The sequence below is a fragment of the Methanorbis rubei genome (genome assembly GCF_032714495.1).
GTDB lineage: Archaea > Halobacteriota > Methanomicrobia > Methanomicrobiales > Methanocorpusculaceae > Methanocorpusculum > Methanocorpusculum rubei.
In genome coordinates this window covers 87,253-109,187 of the sequence record NZ_JAWDKB010000002.1, presented here as the reverse complement: position 1 = coordinate 109,187, position 21,935 = coordinate 87,253, and the positions used below count along the sequence as shown (strand labels likewise).

The 21,935-nt window shown below is 49.5% G+C and carries 22 protein-coding genes; 7 read left to right on the top strand and 15 right to left on the bottom strand.

The genetic code is table 11. The features are described 5' to 3' along the window. Positions 1 to 10: 10 nt before the first annotated feature. From McpCs1_RS02505 to McpCs1_RS02460, 10 genes are all read right to left on the bottom strand, one after another. A complete protein-coding gene (locus tag McpCs1_RS02505; protein WP_338095681.1) occupies positions 11 to 484 on the bottom strand; it encodes a type IV pilin domain-containing protein in 474 nt (157 codons plus the stop codon). Then, positions 481 to 951, bottom strand: a complete 471-nt coding sequence (locus McpCs1_RS02500; protein WP_338095680.1) for a type IV pilin N-terminal domain-containing protein — start codon at positions 949 to 951, stop codon at positions 481 to 483. The genes McpCs1_RS02505 and McpCs1_RS02500 overlap by 4 nt, the downstream gene beginning before the upstream one ends. Then, entirely contained in the window at positions 948 to 1,697 is a 750-nt protein-coding gene (locus tag McpCs1_RS02495) for a hypothetical protein (protein WP_338095679.1), read from the bottom strand. The genes McpCs1_RS02500 and McpCs1_RS02495 overlap by 4 nt, the downstream gene beginning before the upstream one ends. Then, positions 1,694 to 2,116, bottom strand: coding sequence for a type IV pilin N-terminal domain-containing protein (locus McpCs1_RS02490; protein WP_338095678.1), 423 nt, complete (start codon positions 2,114 to 2,116; stop codon positions 1,694 to 1,696). The genes McpCs1_RS02495 and McpCs1_RS02490 overlap by 4 nt, the downstream gene beginning before the upstream one ends. 9 nt (positions 2,117 to 2,125) lie before the next feature. Further along, positions 2,126 to 3,931, bottom strand: a complete 1,806-nt coding sequence (locus McpCs1_RS02485) for a type II secretion system F family protein (protein WP_338095677.1) — start codon at positions 3,929 to 3,931, stop codon at positions 2,126 to 2,128. Next, a complete protein-coding gene (locus tag McpCs1_RS02480; RefSeq protein ID WP_476738685.1) occupies positions 3,928 to 5,670 on the bottom strand; it encodes a type II/IV secretion system ATPase subunit in 1,743 nt (580 codons plus the stop codon). The genes McpCs1_RS02485 and McpCs1_RS02480 overlap by 4 nt, the downstream gene beginning before the upstream one ends. Then, positions 5,670 to 7,052 carry a hypothetical protein gene (locus McpCs1_RS02475; RefSeq protein WP_338095675.1) on the bottom strand — a complete coding sequence of 461 codons (1,383 nt, stop codon included), beginning with the start codon at positions 7,050 to 7,052 and terminating at the stop codon, positions 5,670 to 5,672. The genes McpCs1_RS02480 and McpCs1_RS02475 overlap by 1 nt, the downstream gene beginning before the upstream one ends. Before the next feature lie 3 nt (positions 7,053 to 7,055). Next, positions 7,056 to 9,614, bottom strand: coding sequence for a hypothetical protein (locus McpCs1_RS02470; protein WP_338095674.1), 2,559 nt, complete (start codon positions 9,612 to 9,614; stop codon positions 7,056 to 7,058). 277 nt (positions 9,615 to 9,891) lie between these two features. Further along, positions 9,892 to 10,503 carry a type IV pilin N-terminal domain-containing protein gene (locus McpCs1_RS02465; protein WP_338095673.1) on the bottom strand — a complete coding sequence of 204 codons (612 nt, stop codon included), beginning with the start codon at positions 10,501 to 10,503 and terminating at the stop codon, positions 9,892 to 9,894. A 1-nt stretch (position 10,504) separates the two neighbouring features. After that, a complete protein-coding gene (locus McpCs1_RS02460; protein WP_338095672.1) occupies positions 10,505 to 11,272 on the bottom strand; it encodes a type IV pilin domain-containing protein in 768 nt (255 codons plus the stop codon). 673 nt (positions 11,273 to 11,945) lie between these two features. Here McpCs1_RS02460 and McpCs1_RS02455 point away from each other — a divergent pair. The 7 genes from McpCs1_RS02455 (at position 11,946) to McpCs1_RS02425 (ending at position 16,764) form a co-directional block, all read left to right on the top strand. Then, positions 11,946 to 12,593, top strand: coding sequence for a type IV pilin domain-containing protein (locus McpCs1_RS02455; protein WP_338095671.1), 648 nt, complete (start codon positions 11,946 to 11,948; stop codon positions 12,591 to 12,593). Then, positions 12,590 to 13,267, top strand: a complete 678-nt coding sequence (locus tag McpCs1_RS02450; protein ID WP_338095670.1) for a type IV pilin N-terminal domain-containing protein — start codon at positions 12,590 to 12,592, stop codon at positions 13,265 to 13,267. The genes McpCs1_RS02455 and McpCs1_RS02450 overlap by 4 nt, the downstream gene beginning before the upstream one ends. 18 nt (positions 13,268 to 13,285) lie before the next feature. Next, positions 13,286 to 13,945, top strand: coding sequence for a type IV pilin N-terminal domain-containing protein (locus McpCs1_RS02445; protein ID WP_338095669.1), 660 nt, complete (start codon positions 13,286 to 13,288; stop codon positions 13,943 to 13,945). After that, positions 13,942 to 14,595, top strand: coding sequence for a type IV pilin N-terminal domain-containing protein (locus tag McpCs1_RS02440; RefSeq protein ID WP_338095668.1), 654 nt, complete (start codon positions 13,942 to 13,944; stop codon positions 14,593 to 14,595). Before McpCs1_RS02445 ends, McpCs1_RS02440 begins: the two co-directional genes overlap by 4 nt. A gap of 82 nt (positions 14,596 to 14,677) precedes the next feature. Next, positions 14,678 to 15,367 carry a type IV pilin domain-containing protein gene (locus tag McpCs1_RS02435; RefSeq protein WP_338095667.1) on the top strand — a complete coding sequence of 230 codons (690 nt, stop codon included), beginning with the start codon at positions 14,678 to 14,680 and terminating at the stop codon, positions 15,365 to 15,367. Beyond that, positions 15,367 to 16,065 (top strand): type IV pilin domain-containing protein, encoded by a 699-nt coding sequence (locus McpCs1_RS02430; protein WP_338095666.1) that lies wholly within the window; start codon positions 15,367 to 15,369, stop codon positions 16,063 to 16,065. The genes McpCs1_RS02435 and McpCs1_RS02430 overlap by 1 nt, the downstream gene beginning before the upstream one ends. 159 nt (positions 16,066 to 16,224) lie before the next feature. Further along, positions 16,225 to 16,764 carry a helix-turn-helix domain-containing protein gene (locus tag McpCs1_RS02425; RefSeq protein WP_338095665.1) on the top strand — a complete coding sequence of 180 codons (540 nt, stop codon included), beginning with the start codon at positions 16,225 to 16,227 and terminating at the stop codon, positions 16,762 to 16,764. Positions 16,765 to 16,771: 7 nt separating this feature from the next. On the opposite strand, the gene McpCs1_RS02420 is transcribed toward McpCs1_RS02425, so the two are convergent. The 5 genes from McpCs1_RS02420 to McpCs1_RS02400 form a co-directional block, all read right to left on the bottom strand. Continuing rightward, positions 16,772 to 17,629, bottom strand: a complete 858-nt coding sequence (locus McpCs1_RS02420) for a class I SAM-dependent methyltransferase (RefSeq protein ID WP_338095664.1) — start codon at positions 17,627 to 17,629, stop codon at positions 16,772 to 16,774. 71 nt (positions 17,630 to 17,700) lie between these two features. After that, a complete protein-coding gene (locus McpCs1_RS02415; RefSeq protein ID WP_338095663.1) occupies positions 17,701 to 18,525 on the bottom strand; it encodes a class I SAM-dependent methyltransferase in 825 nt (274 codons plus the stop codon). Positions 18,526 to 18,535: 10 nt separating this feature from the next. Then, complete coding sequence (locus McpCs1_RS02410) at positions 18,536 to 19,717, bottom strand: ABC transporter substrate-binding protein (RefSeq protein WP_338095662.1); 1,182 nt, start codon at positions 19,715 to 19,717, stop codon at positions 18,536 to 18,538. A gap of 140 nt (positions 19,718 to 19,857) precedes the next feature. After that, positions 19,858 to 20,661 carry an ABC transporter ATP-binding protein gene (locus tag McpCs1_RS02405; RefSeq protein WP_338095661.1) on the bottom strand — a complete coding sequence of 268 codons (804 nt, stop codon included), beginning with the start codon at positions 20,659 to 20,661 and terminating at the stop codon, positions 19,858 to 19,860. After that, the gene (locus tag McpCs1_RS02400) at positions 20,658 to 21,839 is read right to left on the bottom strand and encodes a FecCD family ABC transporter permease (RefSeq protein ID WP_338095660.1); all 1,182 of its coding nucleotides are present in this window, start codon (positions 21,837 to 21,839) and stop codon (positions 20,658 to 20,660) included. The genes McpCs1_RS02405 and McpCs1_RS02400 overlap by 4 nt, the downstream gene beginning before the upstream one ends. Positions 21,840 to 21,935 lie beyond the last annotated feature (96 nt).

Sequence of the window (21,935 nt, the reverse complement as noted above, 5' to 3'; positions counted from 1 at the left end):
ATTGTTCAGTTTACGGTACAGAAATTTCACCTGAGGAGATCGGGCTGCCGGTCCGGAGATCATAGAACCGGTACGTCAGATGACTGCCGGAAGAGATCTCAAAGGAACCCCACCGAAGTTTTTCACCCCCTTCTGACTCAATGTAAAACCGGTCGCCAAGGGCGATCGTCGGAGAATCCGAGTAACTTATCAGCCGCTCTTTCTCGGCGGTGTTTCGGAGCGTTGTGTACTGTGAAGGATACTCGCGGATGCCGAGACGAAGTTCAATCTGATTCAGGACAAAAGCATCGCCGGCAGTGTTTTCGAAGGTGATGTTTTTACCGTGAACACCTGACGCGATGATCGTAGCAGTAATTGGTTTTTCGGTACTGCTGACCGCACTGTTCATGGAAACGGCCACAAGACTCACAAGAATGAGCGTGATCGTCAGCATTAAGAGAACGCCGACAACCTCGGAGACTGCGGAATCGGTTTTTTTCATCATGGTTCCTCCAGAAGGATGGTGTCTTTGAAGAGAATCGAGTTGGTAGGGAGATGATAGATGCGAAGCTCAAGAGGGGTGGAGCGTTTGATGTACTGGGTGAGCTGACTCTCGGAAATTTTGAGGAGTGATGCAGTTTCGGTGAGATTTTTCGTGCTGACGATCTCTCCGGCACGCCAGCTGCTGCCTTCGGCGATAGCGGAAGCCAGGAAGGAACTCTCATGCGAGTCGATGAATGCGGTGATCTTGGAGTCAGCAGCAGGAAGGGCCTCGCCTCCGCGATGTTCGAAGATGAGAGAAAAATCTTCGCCGCTGCCAGAACTACCGGCGGCAATCTCAACCGATGGAGAAGGTGCTGACGTCTGGGCAAGGCCGCCTGCATAGGCAGCAAGAACCGCAGTGAAGATGATGACGAGAACAAGAAGCAGCATGACGCCGACAACCGGAGACACGGCAGAGTCGCGGGTCATGCAACACTCACCTCAATGCGCAGAATTTTCAGCGTGACGTTTACTGAAGAGAGAATTGATTCAGAGTCGAACGTTACCAGTGTATTCTCATAATATCTCGTCTCTTCGGTTGCGTTCAACCGAATTTTTGCAATCCCTGAACCGGTCACAGAACTTTTTTCGTCAGCAGGAGTCATCGATACAATCTGCATCGTGTAGTTTTCACCAGATCGGACCGGACGCATCGCATCAAGCGATCTGTTGATCGTCTCGTTCTCCTGATCTGTTCCCATCTTGACCGTATGAAGGATAAGATCAGCAGGAGTTTTCTTGGTGCCTTTCGTAATCCAGACGACACCATTCTGATACAGGTAGCCTTGAAGCTCCCATGAAGAGTACGATGGCGTGTAGGAAACAGAGGTTGTCCCAATTTCAAACTCGTCGCTGCCGACAGTAATGTTAGCAATGTTTTTCTGGTGAAGTTCAATCGTTCCGCTCGACTTCACGGGGCTTAAGAGAATGTCTCCGCCGCCAAGAGGAACGGGTTCAGAGAACTGGGCAGACCGGCCAAGCGAGTAGAGATTATCAACATCAGAAGAGAGACGCTGGAATGCATACTGCACCTCGCCGTTGTGCAAAATCTCAGACTGCTGTTTGAGTCCCGGGACATAGGTTGCCGAGTAGACGGCAACGCATGTCGAAAGAATCGCAAGAATCAGCATCAGGGCAATTACGGTCGAGACCGCCTCATCGTGATCGGATTTCATCGGGTAAACTCCCTTGCATAGATGACATTCTTCGGGGTTGTGACCCGTATTTCGTAGACGACTCCTTCACTGAGATTTTCCGTCTTTGTGGTGATGCTTCCGCCGAGATCAAACACCTCGACCGGACTTCCTGAGTAATCAGACACTTCATCGATTGGAAGAGTAATCCGATCACCGCCGGCTTTCGGCGTTGCCGTAATCGTCAGATCTTTTTTGTCCACCCAGTCGCCTCCCTTGTGCCAGAAGATCAGATGGGAATCATTGTGGCTCATCGAAACGGTCGCGACCGTTTCGCGGTCGCCAGGCAGAAGATTGAACGCAGACGTTGCAAACAGTGAAACTAAAATTATCACCAGAACTAAAATCAGCATCTCACCCACAACCGAGGTGATTGCATTGTCAGATGTATCGCAGCTCATGATTTTTTCCTAAAGAATAAAGACAAACATCACAATCGTTGCCGAGAGGAGAATGATCGAGTGTTTCAGCCCGCAGAGAATACTGTTCGCCGAGAGCTGGCCTGCCATAATGCCGGAGAAGAATGCAAGAATGATACCGATGTGAAACATATCGGTCTTGTTCGAAGTGAGATCAAAACTGATATCATACGCAGAAAAACTGGAGATGAACGCGACGTTCATCTGGTACGCCGAGTAGAGATAGATACCAAACGACAGATAGATTACCGCCAGATACACGAACGAAACATTCAGCCGCTTTGACTTCATCTTCAGATAATGTTCGAGGTCCGCTATTGCAATTGTTAAAATTTCCCTGATGTAATCAGTCACCTCGCTCGCTTTTACCAGAAGTGAGATGGCCCGCTTCACCGAGACAAGACCGATACGCTCCTCCATTCTGACAAGTGCCCCCGCAAGCGATGAACCGTATTTGAGTTCATCAGACACCACTCTTATCTCAGAGGAGAGCACACCGGTCTTGTTGCCTGAGATCATGAAGATGGCTCCCTGAAGGGTCATGCCGATATCACGCATGTCAGCAATCTCACGCAGAAATTCCGGCAGCTGGGTCTCAACCTTGTTCACATATCTGCGGCGGATCTCATACGCAGTCATCAGAGGAAACATCGCGGCTATTCCCATAATGCAGATGAGAGACTGGAAGGTGAAACTGGAAAAGATGTTTGCAAACGCTCCGGTCAGGTAGGAGAGGAACACAACAGCTGCAAGAATGCAACCGACAATCATCGGGATCGTGTAGTCTGAGATGAAAAATTTGATCGGGTGCCTGACAATTTCGAGAAGTTTGAGCATCTGCTTGCGGTTGTTCAGCTGTTTGATGAACGCGGCATCAGGTGCTGTCTCAACGCCCGGAGTGAGAAGTTCAGTGCCGTACTCGCTGTCTCTTACTTCGCGGCGGGTGATGTCAAGGTTGTCGGGCGGCAGAAGAATGTAGAGAATGAAGATGAGAGCAATTGCTCCGAGCGGAAGCCCGATGTACATCAGAGGCATGATTCCTGCAAGTGTACTCTGGCCGGAAAGATTTTGGGCGACCAGCATGATGATGATAGCAATGGGTCCTGCGACAAACGCGGTCACATAAATTTCTGCGATCATCTCCAGAAACTGCAGCAGTGCTTCAAGCTCCTGTCTTGCGAGTTCGCGGTACGACTCAGACTTTGCATTGAAAAAGTTCGTGAGGTTGCCGCCCGAGCGGTAGACCAGCATCAGATCGTTCAAGAGTTCGCGAAAGTTTTCCGAAGGTGTGACCGAGATGGTGTTCTCCATCGCGGTCAGAAGGTCCTCGCCGAACAACTCCACATCCCGGACGATGAGTCCGCACTCTTTGGAGACTTCGCCGTAGAGATCAGCCGCGTCGTAGACGCTGCGGAAAATGTCGTAGAGCGTGATCGTGGAAGAAAGGGCCTGCATGTAGGTGATTGCATACGGCAGGTCCATGTCGATTTTCGTTTTTCTTCCCTGCGCCTCAAGCTGCGGATAGTAGTAGAGTGCGGCAAAAACGCCGGCAGGGGCGAGGACTACAGCGAACAGCATCACAAGCCACTGGGGAAGAAACGGAATCGGATTGAAGCTGATGTCAAAGACAAAGAACAGAACTCCGACCATCATCATGAGGAGAGCTGAAAGAACCGTAAGAAGAACGGTCAGCATCATGTACTGATCGACCGGAACGGTGATGTGGGCTGAACGAAGCGTTCCGGCCATCTGTTTGTTGAAGAGAAGCCGGTCAATGAAATTTTTTGTTTCGGTCATCGACTCCTCTGTTCCGTAATGATCGTCTCGCGTATCGCGGCTTCGACATCAGGAGGCGTCGTTTTTCCGCAGGCAACCATTTGTTCAAGCGCAGTCCTTCGGACTGCAAGTTTTCTCTCAAGCTGTTCTCTTGACCAGTTGTTCTGGTAGGCGATATTGTCAAAGACCGAGGAGTTTTCGTAACTTTTGACGAACGTGTCCGTCAGATGATCCCAGGTGAAGAGCGGTTGCCAGTTGATGCCACCTTCTCCGACCGATATCTCGTTCAGGGAAAGACATCGGCGAAACCCTTTGCCCTCGCCATAGAGCAGACTTTGAACCAGAATAAGGTTTAAGGCGCCGAACATGGCGACCGGAACGTTAATCGGATTATGCGTGAGCCGGTTGATCGCCTCCTTGACATTTCCTGCATGCAGCGTTGAGTAGGTGGTGTGACCGGTGTTCATCGCCTGAAAAAGTGTCTGGGCTTCTTCGCCGCGGACTTCTCCGACAATGATGTACTCTGGCCGCTGCCTGAGTGCAGCTTTCAGAAGCGAGAACATGCTGATGTTTCCCATGCCGGAAACATTGGCAACGCTTTCCCTCGTTTTCATCGGCAGCCAGTTGGTGTGCGGCAGCTGAATTTCTCGGGTGTCTTCGATGGAAACAATTTTCGCAACCGAGGGGATGAAAAAGGACGCCGCGTTCATGGTCGAGGTCTTGCCGCTTGCGGTACCTCCTGCGATGATCATGCTTTTGCGGTTCTCAACAGCAAGCCAGATATGGGCCATGAGATCAGCGCTATAGGTGTTGGACGCGATGAGATCAGCAGGCGTCATCGGGTCGACTTTGAATTTACGGATGGTGAACGAACTTCCTTTGGAGGAGATGATGTCCGAGTAAGTCAGCTGTGCCCGGCTGCCGTCAGGAAGGGCCGCGTCGATAAGAGGCGTTGTCAGCGACAACTGTTTGTCAGCTTTCTGGGCAAGCTTCAGAACATACTTGTTCAGCTCGACCGCGTCGAACAGACAGTTGGTCTCAACGTTCGCGAACCTGCGGTGATACAAAAAAATCGGAATGTCAGCACCGTTACAGGTGATGTCTTCGATTTTTTCGTCGTGCATGAGAGGATCGAGCCGGCTGTAGCCGAGAAAGTTGCGGTTGAGGTAATAGATGAGAACACCGATCCGATCTGATGTTATTTCAGGATCAAAGGTGCTGATGACGTCACGAAGCATGCCAAGGTCCAGACCAAACTCTCCGCGTTTGCGAACAGTGTCATAGACCAGCATGGACCGCAGGTGCTCGAAGGTTTCTTCGAGCACGACGAGTTCCTTTTCTGAGATCTTCGGCTCAACTATCTCATAGTGAATGTGCGAGACTTCGTCGCGGTAGATGTTGGCGTAGGCATATGGCGGCGTGAGCCAGTAGCGATCAAGCACTTCGTGTTCTGTTTCGAACTCAGGGAGTTCGAGGATCTGCGGAGGCTCTTCAAAAATAATTTTTTGTTCGTTAGATTTTTTTTCAAAAAGATTTCCCAGAGAAAATTTTTTTACAATTTTTTCTTCCTGTTCCTCGGGAGACTCTGACTCTTTTCCAAAAGAAAAAAGTTCATGAAGATCAAAATTGGTAAATTTTTTTTCTGTAGAAATATTTTCAGAGGAATTTTTTTTGTCTGAAAAAATATTTCGAAGACTGTGACTTTTGGTCTCCTCGGTCGCGGGATCTTCTTCAGATTTTTTTGTCCGGAGAAACGGCATCAGATGCCTCCGGTGTAGGATGGAGTACCTGACTTGCCGTGATACTCAAGTGAGATATCGACACCGGCGTTTCTGACGAAGACGGCAATCGCGTAGTTTCCAGGAGAGAAGGGGCCGACCATTCGGTACTTGTCAGCACCGTAGAGTCCCTGCCAGCCAAACACTTTGATCAGTTCTGCTGAATCGGTTTTCTCATTGTATGAGTAAACCGCGATCCGGACATCGCTGTACGGCGTCATCTCCTTATCGGAATGGTCATCGTCCATTCCGGTAATCTCATACACCATCCGCCAGGGAACGGTTGCATTGTGCACAGCAGTTCCCCATGGGGTGTAGAGAGTTGTCGGAACATCAGCGACTTTGACGAACTGCTGATAAAGCTGCCATTTATCATTCATCGACCATGAGATTCCAGTCTTATACCAGCTGTCGGCATAGTAGTCGGCGACATCCTTCTGCCAGTTGCGGGGAGTGAAGGTGAGATTGTTCGAGTCTTTGATGAGAAGGGTTGATGTGATGTTGAGGCCTGGATATTCTCCATCGGTTGGTGTGTAATGTTTGCCGGTCCAGAAGGATTCGCTTGTGAGAATCTGCGGCGTGATTCCATTGTAGGCAGCGGTCGGGAAGCCCTGGCTGTTTGTGTCAACAGCCCAGAAGGGAGCGACCGAAAACGTTGTGATGTTTTCAAGAACCGCAGTGTAAACCGGCCGGGAGCTGTCGTCATCGCTGATGAGGCCGAGAGCTGTTGCGTCAGGAATGAGTGAGAGGCGATCATAGGTGGACGGATAATAGAGAAGAGCACAGCCGTAGCCGAGCTCTTCCAGAACCGCGGCTGCGAGAATTGCATGATCCGCAGAGTCGCCGGTCTGTTCTGCAAGAGTGACGACCGGCGTCCGCGGGTATGCGGATGAGTGGCCGGTTTCTGAGTCTGTCTGATAAGTGATTGACTCTGAGAAAGCAAGCACGAGACCGACAATGTCTGCATCACTCGTGTAGCCCTGTCGCAGAATGATATTTTTCATCTGTCCGGCGAGATCGGAAACGACTCCGCCGTCGCCATAAGTAACAATGTAGTCCGGGAGGTCTTCCGGACAGATAGTGCCTGAGATGCCGTACTGATATTTTTTATAGATATCTTTGGTGATGTAGACGTTTGCCGCATGAGTGATGCCGTTATACTGCCAGGAAAAACTTTTTTGTCCCCAGGGTCCGGTTTCTTCTGCAGGTGTTCCGTCGGGAGACGGTGTCGGAGTTGGTTCAGGTTGAAAGAGAGAGAGACCGCCTGCAAAATGGAAGACAAGGAGGCCTGCCATGACGACAAATATGGCAACCATCGCGATCATAATCCATTTGAATGCATTTTTGTCGAGTTTGAACGCCATTGTCTAATACCTCCTGATGAAAAATGCCGCGGCAAGACCCGCGAGAAGAAGTCCTATGCCAAAACCTGACGCCTGAGTAAGCGTGGGTTCGGCAGTCCATGCAACAGACTGGGTCGGTGTGTGAAGAGGTGTCGCCTGTGTGGTCTGATACGGATTTGTTGAAAGATCGGGATCAATGGTCGGAGAAGTGGTTGTGCTGCTGGTTTTCGCGTCAGGAGAGAGAAGTTCAAAGTTGTAGCTTTGTTTGAAGCTGACGTCCTTGCAGGTGACGGTGACTTCGTAGGTTCCCGGATACCAGCTGCTGGTATCGATCTCATCATAGCCAAACGTCCGGTAGCCGCGGAACGGTGTCGGAGAAGAAGGGGACGTGGTGTCCACTGGAATTTTCATCGCGGTGCTTGTCTCGCTGCCGACATTGAGATCAAGTCTGCTGATAGTCAGCCAGAGCGTGTCCTGAGTGTTTGTTTTGTCCGCTGTTTTGTCGGATGCAGCAAGATTTGTTCTGCCGGAAATTTTCAGTTTGTCTCCAACCGCAGTGTTGCTGATGGAGTCGAAGCTTATCCAGGGCTCTTCCACCATGAACTGCGTCATGATATAGAGGTCGTCGGATTTTGGGTCTTCAAACATTTTGGTGAGAGCATCTGCCGCAGTTTTGCCCTGCATATAGGTGAAGTCAGAGGAGGCCCCGTAAGTTGTGGTAACCGTAGTCAGGATTCCTCCGTTGAGGGCTGCGCCCGTAGCACTCACGTCAAAGACATTGTTCGGGCCTGGATGCTGATAGACGAGATAGTAGACTCCGGATGAGAGGCCATAGGTGAAGGTGCGGTTGTAGGTAAAGCCGTACTCTCCCCATGGCGCGGTTTTTCCGACTTCGCCGCCGTCGGACGAGTCTGAGGTTCCACTGAAGAGCGGGAAGTTTGTCTCGCGGTCCGCGTACCGGAAGTTGGTTCCAAAGATATACCAGCGTACTTCGCCGCTGGTTTTCGATTGGTCGGTAACACCCGGACTGCCGCGGGCTATCCACCATGAGTAGAGGATGTCGCCTTTGGCAAAGTAGCCGCCGGATTTGTCAGAGGATTTTGCCTGAATGCTTGGTTCACTGATGGGATAATCCCAGGAAAGAGCGACACTGCCGTCGATGTCGGTCCCCGCGCCCCCGACGGTTCCTCCTTCGCGGTGTCCGTATGGGTTGAGGTTTGCATGAATGGTGTAGGTTCCCGGTTCAAAGTTTTTGGTCCACCACAGATACTCCCATTTCCCGATGTTCGGGCTGTAGATGGTTGTAGTAAATGTTGAGGCATCTCCGTCAACGACTTCAGACCACGGGTCGGTGAGCGAGGCTCCGTTTGCCGGAAGATTCGGGCCGGTAATGTAGAGATAGACGGGAACGGTTTTTTGTGCGCCGGTAACCACTCCCTTGAGTGTGATGGAGTCACCAACGGAAAATCTTCCGTTTTTGACATCGGCCGGGGGTTCTTCGAAGGTAAGAGTCAGCGCGCCACTTGTTACGCGGAAAGAAACGGTTTTCTTTTCGAGGGGAGATGCGGCAACAGATGCAGTTACCTGATAGCTGCCGATCGGTGCTGCTGCGGGCACGATTATCTGAACCAGTGCTTTGCCGTCCCATCCCGGCTGCACTCTGATGGTGTAGTCATCGATTTTTGTGTAGGTTCCGCTGTCGGGAAAATACGGGGAGTTTGCGTTAGAGGAGGGCGAGAGCTGGAGGATGTAGTCGGTGAACGGTGTTCCGGTGAGGGTTGCGGCGATGTTGCTGTTTTGCTGGACTTCGTTCTGGTCAAGCGAGAGATCCAGTGTTCCCCGAACCGCGGTGAAGGAGTAGGATGCGGTCTGTTGCAGTCCGTTGAGGTTGATCCTGAACGTCATCGACGCCTGAGTGTCTTCGTCGATTGGGATGTTGGTCTGATCTCCCAACCGGAACTCGTAGTTGGTGTTTGTTTTGTCGGATGGGTTTGCGATGCCGAGAAGGGACTGCTGCATGCCGGCGATGTTGACGATCTGGGTGATGCCGACACCGGAGTTGGTGTTGGTGAGTTTGAACTCATTCCAGTCGCCACTGGGATTTTGTCCGATGAGATCGTTGAGGTTGCCGCCTTCGATGTAGAAGATGACGCCAAGAGTTGTGGGGATGTTCGCCGGTTGATCGTTGGTGAAGATCTCGGTGTTGTCGGGAGCGCTGACTTTGAGTGTGCCAAGCGAGAGAGTTTTTACCTGACAGACTCTGGTGCCGAAGGTTCCGTCAGTGTAGTGTGCGTAGTAGGTTCCGGGACTTCCGGTAATCTGGCTTGCAACGTCGTTCGTGAGTTGAAAGTACTCCCCCATGATGTCGCCGTTCTCTTTTTTTGCCATTGCATCAAGAGTTTTTCCTGAGTCTGCGAATGCAGAAAAATTCAGATTTTTTTCTCCGATGTAGACAGTGTCAAGTACTGATATTCCCGCGTTTTCTCCCTGAACGGTCGGGTATCGCGCCGAGACAGGGCCTGCGCATATGCTGAGAACGAGGACTGCAAGAAGGGCGACGATGAGAATTTTTTGTGGATTCATGGTTTAGAAAACTCCTGTGAGGTGGACAATGTCATGGCGGGGAGTGGCTGAACATTATCGTGTTTCAAATGTATTGATGTTTAGTAATATTTTTTTTAGTTAGTGATCTATATTTTGTGGTTAATATAATTAGCTGGTTTTTCTTCGAAGGGGTTCAGGTGTTTTCAAACTAAATGTATTTTATTTTTAGTATAAATAGGGCACGTTAATTTAACTTACTGAGTGTGAAAAGAGTGTCGGTGTGATCGGATACTTGAAAAAAAGAGAGGGGGTACCATCACGCGGTGATGGTAACTTTTGCTCTGGCAATGGTGCTTCCTGCCGGATCAACCATGTCAAGGTAGAAGTACTTGCCGACATTGTCCGGGTTGCAGAATGCATATGCTCCGAAATACAGGGATTTACCCTCACCTTCCCAGAGAGTCTGCGCGTTGTAATTGACACCCGGGTTCGGGCCTTTCCAGCTACTATCGGTACTGAAATCCACGCTGTTTTCATGCGTAACATGGAGGGAGTCACCTGAGACCAGGGCGGATGTTGTATAAAATCCACTGGTTTTGTTGAGGATAGGCTGATTTTTCGAGTTTGAGATGATCGATTTATCGATGACCCATGCAAATTTGTTTCCATCCGCGCCAAACAGTTCGGAGGGAGTAGTTATGAAAGCGACATCAGCAAGAGCTACTGGATCGCCTCCCGCATGGGTGATCACAAGGCCGGTTGACTGACTGTAGGTTCCCTTCAGGGCAAGTTGCGGAGGAGTCGACTGAGAGTCCGCAAGGCCTGCGGCAAATGTACTCACCAGTGCGGCAATGATGATAGTCACAACAAGCATGAGCATGACGCCGACAACCGGCGATACTGCATCGTTGATTTTTTCTTTTCTCATGTTAGCTCACCACCACATTCTTGTCATAAATTGTCTGTCCGCTCGGCAGGTGAATCAGTTTCACATTTACCGTGTCTCCTGTACGCAGATACTGCCAGTTTTCTCCAAGAACAGCCTGCATGCCGTCAACCGTGGTACCTTCCGAATATGCCCATGCACCTTCGTCGTAGTAATACTGATTTGTGGTTCCATAACCGCTGCCACCGGTAGTGGTAACGTATCCACCACTCTGTCCGGCAGGCCATGCCGTCATGACAGTGCCGCCGAGAAGTGTGTAGTTTCCAAACTGTTGCTCCTTGTCATTGGGTTTTCCAGAGTTTCCTGACTGAACACCGTTGCCGTATCCCCATGGAGCGGTCATTCCTTCAAATCCTCCGCCTGAACCCCATCCAAAAACGTTCCCTGCAGAAGTAACGGTTGTACCTCCGATGGAAATATTTCCGTCAATGAGATCAGCGCCGGTTTTTGAGTGAGTGCCTGTCACCGTTTTGTTGCTTGCTTTCCAAGAGGTAACAAGTTTCAGATCTTTTGTAGCGATTGGTTCGCTGACTGACATGACTTTTGCTTCAAAAACGCTGGTTGCATAGTAACCGGTGTTTTTGATAGTAACATCCATCGTCAGTGTCGGAGCTTTTTCGGCACTGCCGATAAGGCCGCCCGCATACATGCTGACAACGGCTGCAATGATGATGGTCACAACGAGCATCAGCATTACGCCGACAACCGGCGATACTGCATCATCCTTTTTGGTGTTTGTTCTGCGCTGCATAATATCACACATTCGTATCCCCCACAGGTAACAACTCAGGAGATAACATGTTAGGATACGTGGACACCGCTTATAAGTTAATAGTATGACTTTTACAATAAGTAAACATCAACATATTTACACTGTCAATCGCGTTCAATATACTCTGACACATATTATTTCACAACGCGCATGAATACCGGTGAAAAAATCGTGAAAATTCAGGGTTAATAACCATAATTTACCAAATTAACATCGATTATTTTCAAAAATACAATCAAACACCATTATAGAGAATAGGCTGACAATCAAAACAGTCTAATAAAGTCACGTTATTTTTCAACAACCAAAACCATTTCCCACCCAAAAAACAGCCTCAAAATCCATTTATGAAGGTCACTTAAACCGCATCGGCAAACATAGAACACAGATGAAAAATTTATCGAAGTTTGGCTAAAATCCCGACAGAATGGATATACACACAATATAACGCACTTCACACCACCACACCCTCTGCCGTACACATACAAAACCCAATATGCAATGCAGATAATACACGCATAATTCACCTCGAATCCGCAAAACAAACCCGATACGCGACATCTATTTTTAGGAATTAACACAAATCAGTATAAACCAAATTAATTTCATTATCTAAAAATGATTTTCTTAATTTGGGTGGAGTATGTGAATCATGAAAAAATCAGACCTGCAAAACCGGAGTCGTCCGAAAAAAGAGGACGGGATCTCTCCGGTTGTAGGAGTCATGCTGATGCTCGTTGTCACTATCATCATTGCCGCAGTTGTCAGCAGTTTTGCCAGCGGCATTGGAACCAGCAGTCAGGCAGCGCCCACCGTCTCGTTACAAGTCTCCTTGTATGGCGGAACGCTTGAAAAAAAAGCGGTCATTGAACATCTGGGAGGGGAAGCCCTTCCGACAAGCGATCTGCAGATTGTAACATCGTACACCGTACCTGATCGTTTTCTCGGACAAAAGTTAGGAGATGGCGGAAAAGTAATCATGCACACAATCGATGGAAAACTCGAACCCACAAGTGAAAATGATCTCAACTCTGAGGCCGTGGGCTATCCGTTCGTCCATCAGGTAACAAACAATGAGGAAAACGTCACCACAAAAACGGTCAACCGGTTGTTCGGAGATGCGATTCTCACCTCAGGAGGAAAATTGATCTTTGATCTGGATTACTTCCTCGGATTCAGCACGACCAATGACTGGAGAAAATACGGATTTTCCACCGGAATGTCAGAGGCCCATATATCGATCATCCACATGCCAAGCGGTAAAGTGATCTTCGACAAAGACGTGAGGACCATGGTATGAAGAGAGCAACAGAGGAAAATGCGGTGTCACCAGTTGTCGGCGTCATGCTTATGATTGTGATCACTGTTATCATAGCCGCTGTCGTCAGCGGATTTGCCGGAAACATGGTAGCAAACACGGAAAAAACTCCGCAGGCTCAGATACAGTATGTCGGCGTAATGGCGGGAAACCTGTCCAGCAGTCTTGGTGATCTCGGTGAAGTCGGTCTTGTCTTTGAACACAAAGGAGGAGAAGAGATCTCGCTGTTCAATCTTCAGCTTGATCTCAAAGAAGCCACCCGTACCGGAGGAAATGAAGTAACCATCTCCTACAATGACGCACCGTCAGCCATCTACAAAAATATTCAGAAACCTGGCGAGTCGCGACTGCCTGATACGGTCAAAACCCGTATGAAAAAAATCGGCGTACTCTCAACTGCTGTTGCAACACAGGGAAATACGCTCATCAAACCCGGAGACCGGTTCATCATCTTTGCAGACAGAATCATCGCGGTGCAGGGATTGTCCTATAACCACATCTACCTCATTGCAGACCGTGGCGGAAGCACTGCGTACTCTGAAGGAGAGTTCGAACTCAGTGCAAAAACCCAGTACTCTTTGATTGACACAAAATCCGGCGCGAGCATTTCCTCAGGTGATCTTTCGGGCCGCACACTTGACTATGATCTATGGTAAAACGAAGAGGTTCTTACTATGCATGTTATCAAAAAATCAAACACCAGAAAAACAAATGACGCGGTTTCTCCGGTTATCGGTGTGATGCTGATGCTTGTTGTGACCATCATCATTGCCGCGTTTGTCTCAATGTTTGCCGGCACAACCTTTGCCGACACCGAGGCTGCACCGTCAACAGTACTGAATGTGAAAATTTTATCCAGCGGCGGAACGGATGGAAAGCAGGACGTCATACTCATCGAACATGTGGGAGGCAGCAGCATCCCTTCATCTGATCTGAAGATTACAACATATTACACCTCCACCGGAGACGAAAGATCTGTCATACGGGGAGAAGTGCTTGCCCAGTCGATGCCCATTTTTACCGTCACGGATTCAGCGGGAGTGAACAAAAAAATCGTGGTACCTATTTTGTCTGATGTAACTGCCGGATCATTAGGTGACTCAAAGATCAACTTCGGCAAGTATGAGTTTGCCCCAGGTACCATCGCAACTACCTACAATTCACTCGGAACATGGATAGCTCTGGGTTTTGGCACGGAAGCCCAGCTTAAAGCAAAATCAAAGGATCAGATCATCAAACAGTACGGATTTACGAAAGGCTCCAAGGTATCAGTGAACATCATTCATACCCCGAGTCAGGCGGTCCTGTACAACAAGGAGGTAATTGTACAATGAAGAAATGCAGCAGAGATGACGGTGTGTCACCGGTTGTTGGCGTAATGCTGATGCTGGTTGTGACCATCATCATCGCAGCAATGGTTGCCTCGTTTACCGGAGGTCTTGCCGGAGAACAGAAGGTTGCCCCGCAGGTAACACTGGATGTTTCCTACACCGCAAGTATCATTGATACTGACAAAATGAACAGTGAACCCAACTACAAATCCGGAAGCAAACCCAACAACGGCCTGACATTCAGACTCCTCGGCGGAGACTCGTTCAGACTGCAGGACATAGCGGTTCAGCTCAAAAACGGTGATTCGACCATCACCTTTGACTCAAATGTTTACCGGGATATCACAGCAAGCAATGTTGATACTGATAAACTGAACATCATGGTTGGATCGAACGGTGTCAGCGAGACATATTTCGCGGTTCCAAAACAGCAGGATGATGTTATCGGCCTTGGTGAGACATTTTCCATTGTTGTTGACGGTTACTTTGACAACAGTCAGGACGCAGCTGCAACAAAGAAGGGCCAGTTCCTTCGCTGGACTCCGGTCGACGGAGGAACTTTTGATGTTCAGCTGAATGTACCGATTGAGTATGTTGTCCTCGACAAAAACAGCGGCGGTCGCATGCAGGCCGGAACGATTACGATCCGGTAACCGGAGGCACTATATGCGAAAATTTATTCGAAAGCGGAATTCACACAAACCTTCTTCTTATTTTGGAAAAAAGGAAGAGGGAGTGTCTCCGGTTGTGGGAGTCATGCTGATGCTGATTGTTACCATCATCATCGCAGCAATTGTCGCAGGCTTTTCAACCGGTCTTGCCTCTTCGGCAACTCCTGCTCCTTCGGCAGGTTTTGATTACACCATTCACGCGGGCCTTGCGCAGTACGTTTCCGTGACACAGCAGCCGCCTGTTATTGTCGAGGTGACAGCCTGTACCGGACAGCTCAGTTCTAATGATCTGCAGATTGTGACTTCATATACCGTGCCTGCAACCTACAACGGAGTTGCATTAAGTAATGCGGGAAAAGTTATCACCCACACAATTGACGGCAGACTGGAAAATTACGGTATGTCACTGATTGGTGATTCTACGAATCCAAGCTGGCCAAGTGATATGGTATGGTCGAAAGACGATGATCCCTTTATTCCGAGAACTCATCTTTACACAACTGACGTTGTACCGATCTCAGGAAACGGCCTCACTGTTGGTGAAGGGATGAATGATTACCGTTTCTTCGGCGGAAAAGCTCCGATTGCAAGCGGCACCACCTGGTGGTTCAAGAACATTAATCAGTTTCTCGGATTTGATGTGGGAGACAGAATCGCTTATGGTTTCGGCGACGGATCAGTCGTTCACATAACAGTGATACATACACCAACCGGAACTGTTCTGAGTGATAAGGATGTGAGAGCAGTATGGTAATGACACAGGAAAAAGATTCTGCAGTTTCGCCGGTTGTCGGCGTTATGCTGATGCTGGTGATAACAATCATTATTGCAGCAGTGGTGAGTATGAGTGCTGCCGGGTTTCTTGACTCGACGAGTTCATCCGCCGGCAGTGCTGAGGTGAAATTCGTCGGACTGTATGCCGCAGGATACTCTCTTGGCGAGGGGTTCCCGGCCGCGACAAATCTTGGAGAGGGAGGGATGGTGTTTGAAGTCATCGGAAACACTCCGCTTGACATCACGAATCTGCGTCTCTCCGGTTCCGGCTCTGTTGGAGGAGGAGGATCATTTGCGGTATCCTACAATACTCCCGTTGCCCCCGACTGGATCAGCAGCGGTGAAGGCGGGACAGCGTCAGCCGGCAAACTGAGAAGTCGTCTGACTCAGCCGGCAAGTTCGGTTGATCATCGGATTGTGAAGTTTGGAACCGGATGGAGTGAGGAGGAAAAATACCATAATCTCGTTCAGCCCGGTGAACGGTTTGTGGTTCTTGCCGAGTACGTTATGAAGAGCGGAACTTCCTATATGATCGGATTTGCAGCCAGAAATACAGACGGCACAACTGCAATAAGTGGTGCGATCAGTTCGGACGGCAATTCGCTGATTACTCTGATGGATATGAAGACCGGCAAAGTGTACTACAGCGGCCCTCTCACAAACGATCAGGCATTCTGAGATTATTCTCCCAAAGGAAAAATTCTACTAATTTTTTCGACGGAAAAATATCCAAGGGAGGGGCAGTCATGTAGATGTGAGTTTGCAATGCAAATTTGCTTTACATAAGAAAATATTTAGTTACATCAGACTAACTATATCACCAGTACGTGATGCTGTGTGATACAAAACGATCGTGATGCCGGAATAGATATTGTCATGAATGCTCTCAAGGATACCAAATACGGCCTCTCCATTACAGAAATTTCAAGAAAATCCGGGATGAACAGGAACTCTGCGGCAAAATACCTGGCAATTCTTGTTACTCTCGGACAGGTGGAGATGCAGATCGTCGGTCCCGCACGGGTGTATCATTTGTCCTCCCGCATTCCTATGTCGTCCGCGGCTCTGAACCGTTTTCCTGATCCAATTATTTCTGTCAGCGATGATGGAACTGTTCGCAAGATAAACAAAGCATTTCAGATCTGCTGGAACATAGAAAAAAATCAGCTCGCGGGTGTTTCTCTTAAGGATGTGCCGCTTCCTGCGCTTCGCGAGATTGCAGATTTTTCAGAGTACCGGAAGGCACTTGACGGAGAGGCTGCGGAGACAAATATCTGGAAAAAAGTTTCCGGCGGATCAGTACTCTATTGGCTGTCACCGGCAGTGTTTGATGACGGGAGTCTCGGAGTTATTATCTCACTCAGAAAAAATGAGTGATAAAAAATTATTTTTCCCACCAGATATGCGCCGTCCGCGAAACGCCCGGAACCACATACCCTGACTCCTCACGAACCGCACGATCCAGAAGAAATGCATCTACAATATTTCTCTGCCATTCTTCGGAGACCGACATCCGGTTGTAGTAATCCTCCTGCATCGTGGAGAATGATGCATAATGCTGACTTTTGTCCTTTGTCTCCACCATGATGTTCGCATAGATGCCAAGCTGGCAGAGAGCATTCCACAAAATGTCCGCGTCCGCCTCACTGCAGTACGGCTCTCCGTGAAGAAGCGGCCAAAGCTCCACGTTTCCGCCCGAAGAAGAAGGCGGCGTTAAAAACCAGTAGAGATGAACAGCATGGCGTGCGGCCGCATCCATCTTCAGAAGACTGTTTCTGATATCTCCCATGATCAATGATCGTGACGCAACAACAACATCATGCACGCCTGCCTCTTCAGGAGTTACATCCTCCCAGCGTTTGCGAATTTCCCGGATTGGCGGAGCATTCATCGTTCTACGATAACGCTCCATCGCAACTCCCATCGGCTCTGATGGTTCGACTGTTGTCACCGAACAACCCGCGAGTGCGAGCGGCACCGCAAGAGTTCCGGGGCCCGCCCCGATATCAAGAACTGAAGATCCTTTGGGAATCCTCATCTCTTCTATCTGCTTTTGCATCCTTGACGGATCGCCGGAGATAACATTCTGGGAAAATCGGTCAACCACACCCTGGTCCGACCAAAACTTTCCACCGCCTTCGCCCATCTTCTCCTTCTGCGCAGTAGATCTGGCATGCTGCTCATCCCACAGACGACAGTAGTCGATGGTTGTCAGAGACGCACCGGAAACATGAGAACTCATACACTCTATAACAAGCGCTGAGATGTAATCAACTATTCCCAAGCACATCGAAAAAATCAATCAAAAATAATTTACCGATGGAGATCTTTCTCCCACCAAATGTGTGCAGTCTTCGAGACACCGGAGGTGGGTAAACCGGCAATATGATCCCGCAGATATGCAGCGGCAATCTCCTGCTGCCACTCTTCCCTGATGCACAACCTGCGGCAGTAATGAGAAATAATTTCATCCGCCTCAGCACACCGCCGCTCTTTTTTCACATGTTCAACGAAAAGATTCGGATATATCCCAAGCTGGCAGAGACATCCCCAGAGAAGATCAGCTCTCGGCTCAGTCACAAACTCGGCCCCGTGAAGCTTCGGCCACAGAGCCGCATTCACCTCAGACCATGACGGAGGGGAAAGAAACCAGAATAAATGAACTGCGTTTCGTGCCGCAGCATCCATCTTCAGAAGGGAAGGGCCGATATCATCCAATCCAAGGGACAGCGAAGCTATCACAAAATCATACGTACCAAGCTCGCTTGCGTCCACATCCTCCCACCGGCAGGGTATCTTCTGAATTTCCGGAGCATGCATTTTTTTTCGATACTCCTGCATTGCAGACCGCATCTCACCTGACGGCTCCACTGCCGTCACAAAACATCCCGCGAGAGCGAGAGGCACCGCAAGCGTGCCGGGACCCGCGCCGATATCAAGAACCGAAGATTCTTTTGGAATCCGCATCATCGCAAGCTGGTTTTCGATCCTCGCACGGTCCTTGTCAAACAAACGATCCAGAAAACGGCTGACGTTTTTAGGATCCTCCCAAAAACTTTTACCGTCACTAAAAATCTGTTTCTGGCGGTTGGCCGCCTCATGCTGGGCATTCCAGAGCGAAATGTAGTCAACCGCCATAATATTTTTCTCAGAATTTTCTTCTAACGATGAGAGCTGCAGCCGCAAGACCGGCAAGCACGCCAAAGATCGGGGCAGGAGACTTCGTCTCCGTAGGGATGGCCCCGGTTGGGGACCCGGATTTTGCATAAATCATCAGATCGTCCAGCTCAGCATCCGTCAAATCGTAGTGGAAGAACAGCGAGTAAAACTCCTTCACGCGGGTGTCGATGTCGTAATCGAACACATCAGGATACATCAGATTCCCGATCCAGATCATCGACAGCAGCCGCTGAATCGACGGCGGCCCTCCCATCCAGTTGTACGGGCCGGATGGAGCCTCATAGACATTACCATTCTGAACCGCAGAAAGCGATCTCCACATCGGGTCACTCATGATCTTCTGGTAGTAGGCATGATTGTCAGCATAAGAAACGATGATGAAATCAGGATTCAGCTGCAGAATGTCCTCCATCGTATACCCGTCTCCGGTACCACTGCTGCTTGCAGACGTTGCCGCAAGATTTCTTCCCACATAATCGATGACCTCGGCATGATACGAACCATTGCCAACCATCGAGACCGAGTTGCCGTCAATCGCAGTCACATAGATCAGAGATTTTTTGTCACTGCCAATTTTTTTCATGCCGGAATCAAACTCAGCAAGAAGATCTGATGTGTAGGTTGAGAGTCTCGCTCCCTGCTCAGGGCGTGAGAGAAGCTCACCGAGTTTTTCGTAGGAACCAGGAATATCAGCAAGTTTGTTCTGGGTCACAAATGCAAATGCGACGCCGGTTTTTCCCTGAATATCATCAAGGTCCGGCTTCATGGTCTCCTTTGCCTCGCCGATATCCAAAACCACATCGATGTTGAGGCGTTTGTTCAGCTCCATAATCGACTCAGGATTCATCGTCGAAGCCTTCGATCCATAGAACTGACCGGTAACCGGCAGAGTCAGAAGCCGTGAATCAACATACTTTTTTTGAATGTCAGTAAACTCGCTCGAAACACTGACAAACAGATCAGGGTCAAGAGAGTAGAGTACAATCTGTGCGAGCGGGCCTGAAGGCGACACCGCATCGATCTCGATTGGCAAAACTATCTGTCGGCCAACATCATCGACAAACTCCCTCGTCTCCTCAGCAGCCGCAGCACCGACAAATGCCATGGCTGCGAGAAGGATCAGGACGAAAATTATTCCACCATTTCTCATTCATACACCTCCCAAATCTGGGATGTTCAAGCAAACTCCCCGAGTTATTTGGAAAGCAGCTACAGCTACTATTTGACGGCACCCTATAAAATACAATAACTCGTTATGAGGGACAAGTAAAATAGAAAAATTTAACAAAATCAGTCATGCTTTCCAACACCGCCATCAATCGGGATGCAGAGTTTATGGCGGCGGGAGCCATATGCGTAGTCTTCGATGTGAACGTCCACGCCATAGACGTTTTTGATCAGCTGCGCGTCCAGCACTTTCTCCGGCGCTCCGTCAGCAATCACCCGTCCTCCATGGATCATCAGCGTCCGGTTCGCGTAGAGAAATGCATGATCCGGATTGTGCGTGGAAAGGATGATGAGGTAACCCTCTTTTGCGAGATCTGAGATCCGGCACATCACCCGAAACTGGTTGCCGTAATCAAGGTTCGCGGTCGGTTCATCCATGATGAGAATTTTTGCCTTCTGCACAAGTGCCCGTGCGATCAAGGCGAGCTGACGCTCGCCTCCGCTGATCTCACCATAACCCGCATTCCGAAGATGACCGATGCCGAGACTTTCCATCGCGAGATATGCTTCATCGACATGTTTCTGATTTGGCGCTGCAAGCAGATTCACCTGATTGGTCAGGCCCATCAGAACAACGTCAAGCACCGTGTAGTTGAACACCGGATGGGTTGACTGCGGAATGTAGGCGATGTGTTTTGCTATTTCTTTGTGATCGAGAGTTTTGATGTCGACACCATTCAGCCGAATGGTGCCCTGATAGTTTCTGAGAAATCCGAGAATGCACCGAAACATCGTACTTTTCCCGACACCGTTCGGGCCGAGCACGGCAAGAAGATCTCCTTCGGCAACCGAGAAGGAGATATCATTCAGCACCTGCCGCGAACTTTTGCTGTAGGCAAAGCAGAGGCCTGCAACTTCAAGCTTCATGATCGTTTTCCTCCCATCATCAAGAGATATGCGAATATTGGTGCGCCGACAAATGCCGTGAGAATTCCGAGAGGGACTTCGGTGCTGGCGATCGTTCGCGAGAAGTCGTCCACGAGTAAAAGAAATGCGGCTCCCATCACAATGGACGCAGGAATAATTCTCCGGTAATCGTAGCCGAAGACCATGCGGGAGAAATGAGGGATGACGAGGCCCACCCAGCCGATGATGCCGGAGATGGAAACCGATACGGCAGTCACGAGTGTGGCACAGATGATCACCACAAGCCGTAGCATGTTGGTGTTGATGCCCATGCTTCGTGCTTCGTCCTCACCGAGCGTCAGCACGTTCATTCTCCAGCGAAGCAGATACAGCGGGATGAGTCCGAGAAGAATGACGGTTCCTGCGAAGTAGACATCATCCATGGTGACGCTGGCAAGGCTTCCCATCAGCCAGTAGGTGATTGCTGGCAGCTGATCATTGGTGTCTGCGACGAGTTTGATGTAAGAAGTTGCAGCAGAAAAAAGACTGCCGATGAGAATGCCGGCAAGCACCATGCTCAGGGTTGCAGATCCTTTCGTAAGGCGACTTATGAGATATGCGGCACCGACCGCAATGAGGCCGCCAACAAAGGCGAGGCTGGTAATTGCTCCTGTTCCAAGATAAAAGTAAATGGCAACTGCGGCACCAAAACCAGCACCTGCCGAAGCTCCAAGGATGTCAGGCGAGACAAGCGGGTTCTGAAACATTCCCTGGTACGCAGCTCCAGCGGTTGAAAGAGCGGCACCGACAAGGAGTGCTGCAAGAATTCTCGGGAGTCTGATGTTGAAGAGAACACTGTAGGTCGCAAAGTCTACGGTCCCCGAACCCGGCAGAATCTGGGAGAGAAGTGCGAGAATCCATGAGATTATTGCAGATGATATCCAGAGAATTCCTGAAAGAGGAGAGAGCGGGGGAAGAATTGAGAGGAATGCCTCAGCATTTTCAACTGCAGTTTCTCCGGCAGAATAAAATGCGGAAAGAAAAATCAGAAGAACATCAGCGATATTGAGCGAGTACCTGCCGACAGAAAACGAGATGATGATGCAGGCGACTGCGGCAAGTATCAGGAGAACAAATCTGAGCCGGTAGTTCGGCAGTCTCCTTTCTGTTTCCTGAGGGGAGGGAACTGCATCAGCCATATGTGTGTACTGGTTGTCTTTTTAGATATGATTAAATTTCTTGAATTGTGTTGGGTTTGTTAATTATATACCATTGACGGATCACAGTATTGAAAA

What these genes read in the sequence shown, in the direction of transcription:
- McpCs1_RS02505 (WP_338095681.1), bottom strand. Translation starts at nt 484, where the DNA reads ATGATGAAAAAAACCGATTCCGCAGTCTCCGAGGTTGTCGGCGTTCTC.
- McpCs1_RS02500 (WP_338095680.1), bottom strand. Translation starts at nt 951, where the DNA reads ATGACCCGCGACTCTGCCGTGTCTCCGGTTGTCGGCGTCATGCTGCTT.
- McpCs1_RS02495 (WP_338095679.1), bottom strand. Translation starts at nt 1,697, where the DNA reads ATGAAATCCGATCACGATGAGGCGGTCTCGACCGTAATTGCCCTGATG.
- McpCs1_RS02490 (WP_338095678.1), bottom strand. Translation starts at nt 2,116, where the DNA reads ATGAGCTGCGATACATCTGACAATGCAATCACCTCGGTTGTGGGTGAG.
- McpCs1_RS02485 (WP_338095677.1), bottom strand. Translation starts at nt 3,931, where the DNA reads ATGACCGAAACAAAAAATTTCATTGACCGGCTTCTCTTCAACAAACAG.
- McpCs1_RS02480 (WP_476738685.1), bottom strand. Translation starts at nt 5,670, where the DNA reads ATGCCGTTTCTCCGGACAAAAAAATCTGAAGAAGATCCCGCGACCGAG.
- McpCs1_RS02475 (WP_338095675.1), bottom strand. Translation starts at nt 7,052, where the DNA reads ATGGCGTTCAAACTCGACAAAAATGCATTCAAATGGATTATGATCGCG.
- McpCs1_RS02470 (WP_338095674.1), bottom strand. Translation starts at nt 9,614, where the DNA reads ATGAATCCACAAAAAATTCTCATCGTCGCCCTTCTTGCAGTCCTCGTT.
- McpCs1_RS02465 (WP_338095673.1), bottom strand. Translation starts at nt 10,503, where the DNA reads ATGAGAAAAGAAAAAATCAACGATGCAGTATCGCCGGTTGTCGGCGTC.
- McpCs1_RS02460 (WP_338095672.1), bottom strand. Translation starts at nt 11,272, where the DNA reads ATGCAGCGCAGAACAAACACCAAAAAGGATGATGCAGTATCGCCGGTT.
- McpCs1_RS02455 (WP_338095671.1), top strand. Translation starts at nt 11,946, where the DNA reads ATGAAAAAATCAGACCTGCAAAACCGGAGTCGTCCGAAAAAAGAGGAC.
- McpCs1_RS02450 (WP_338095670.1), top strand. Translation starts at nt 12,590, where the DNA reads ATGAAGAGAGCAACAGAGGAAAATGCGGTGTCACCAGTTGTCGGCGTC.
- McpCs1_RS02445 (WP_338095669.1), top strand. Translation starts at nt 13,286, where the DNA reads ATGCATGTTATCAAAAAATCAAACACCAGAAAAACAAATGACGCGGTT.
- McpCs1_RS02440 (WP_338095668.1), top strand. Translation starts at nt 13,942, where the DNA reads ATGAAGAAATGCAGCAGAGATGACGGTGTGTCACCGGTTGTTGGCGTA.
- McpCs1_RS02430 (WP_338095666.1), top strand. Translation starts at nt 15,367, where the DNA reads ATGACACAGGAAAAAGATTCTGCAGTTTCGCCGGTTGTCGGCGTTATG.
- McpCs1_RS02420 (WP_338095664.1), bottom strand. Translation starts at nt 17,629, where the DNA reads ATGAGTTCTCATGTTTCCGGTGCGTCTCTGACAACCATCGACTACTGT.
- McpCs1_RS02415 (WP_338095663.1), bottom strand. Translation starts at nt 18,525, where the DNA reads ATGGCGGTTGACTACATTTCGCTCTGGAATGCCCAGCATGAGGCGGCC.
- McpCs1_RS02410 (WP_338095662.1), bottom strand. Translation starts at nt 19,717, where the DNA reads ATGAGAAATGGTGGAATAATTTTCGTCCTGATCCTTCTCGCAGCCATG.
- McpCs1_RS02405 (WP_338095661.1), bottom strand. Translation starts at nt 20,661, where the DNA reads ATGAAGCTTGAAGTTGCAGGCCTCTGCTTTGCCTACAGCAAAAGTTCG.
- McpCs1_RS02400 (WP_338095660.1), bottom strand. Translation starts at nt 21,839, where the DNA reads ATGGCTGATGCAGTTCCCTCCCCTCAGGAAACAGAAAGGAGACTGCCG.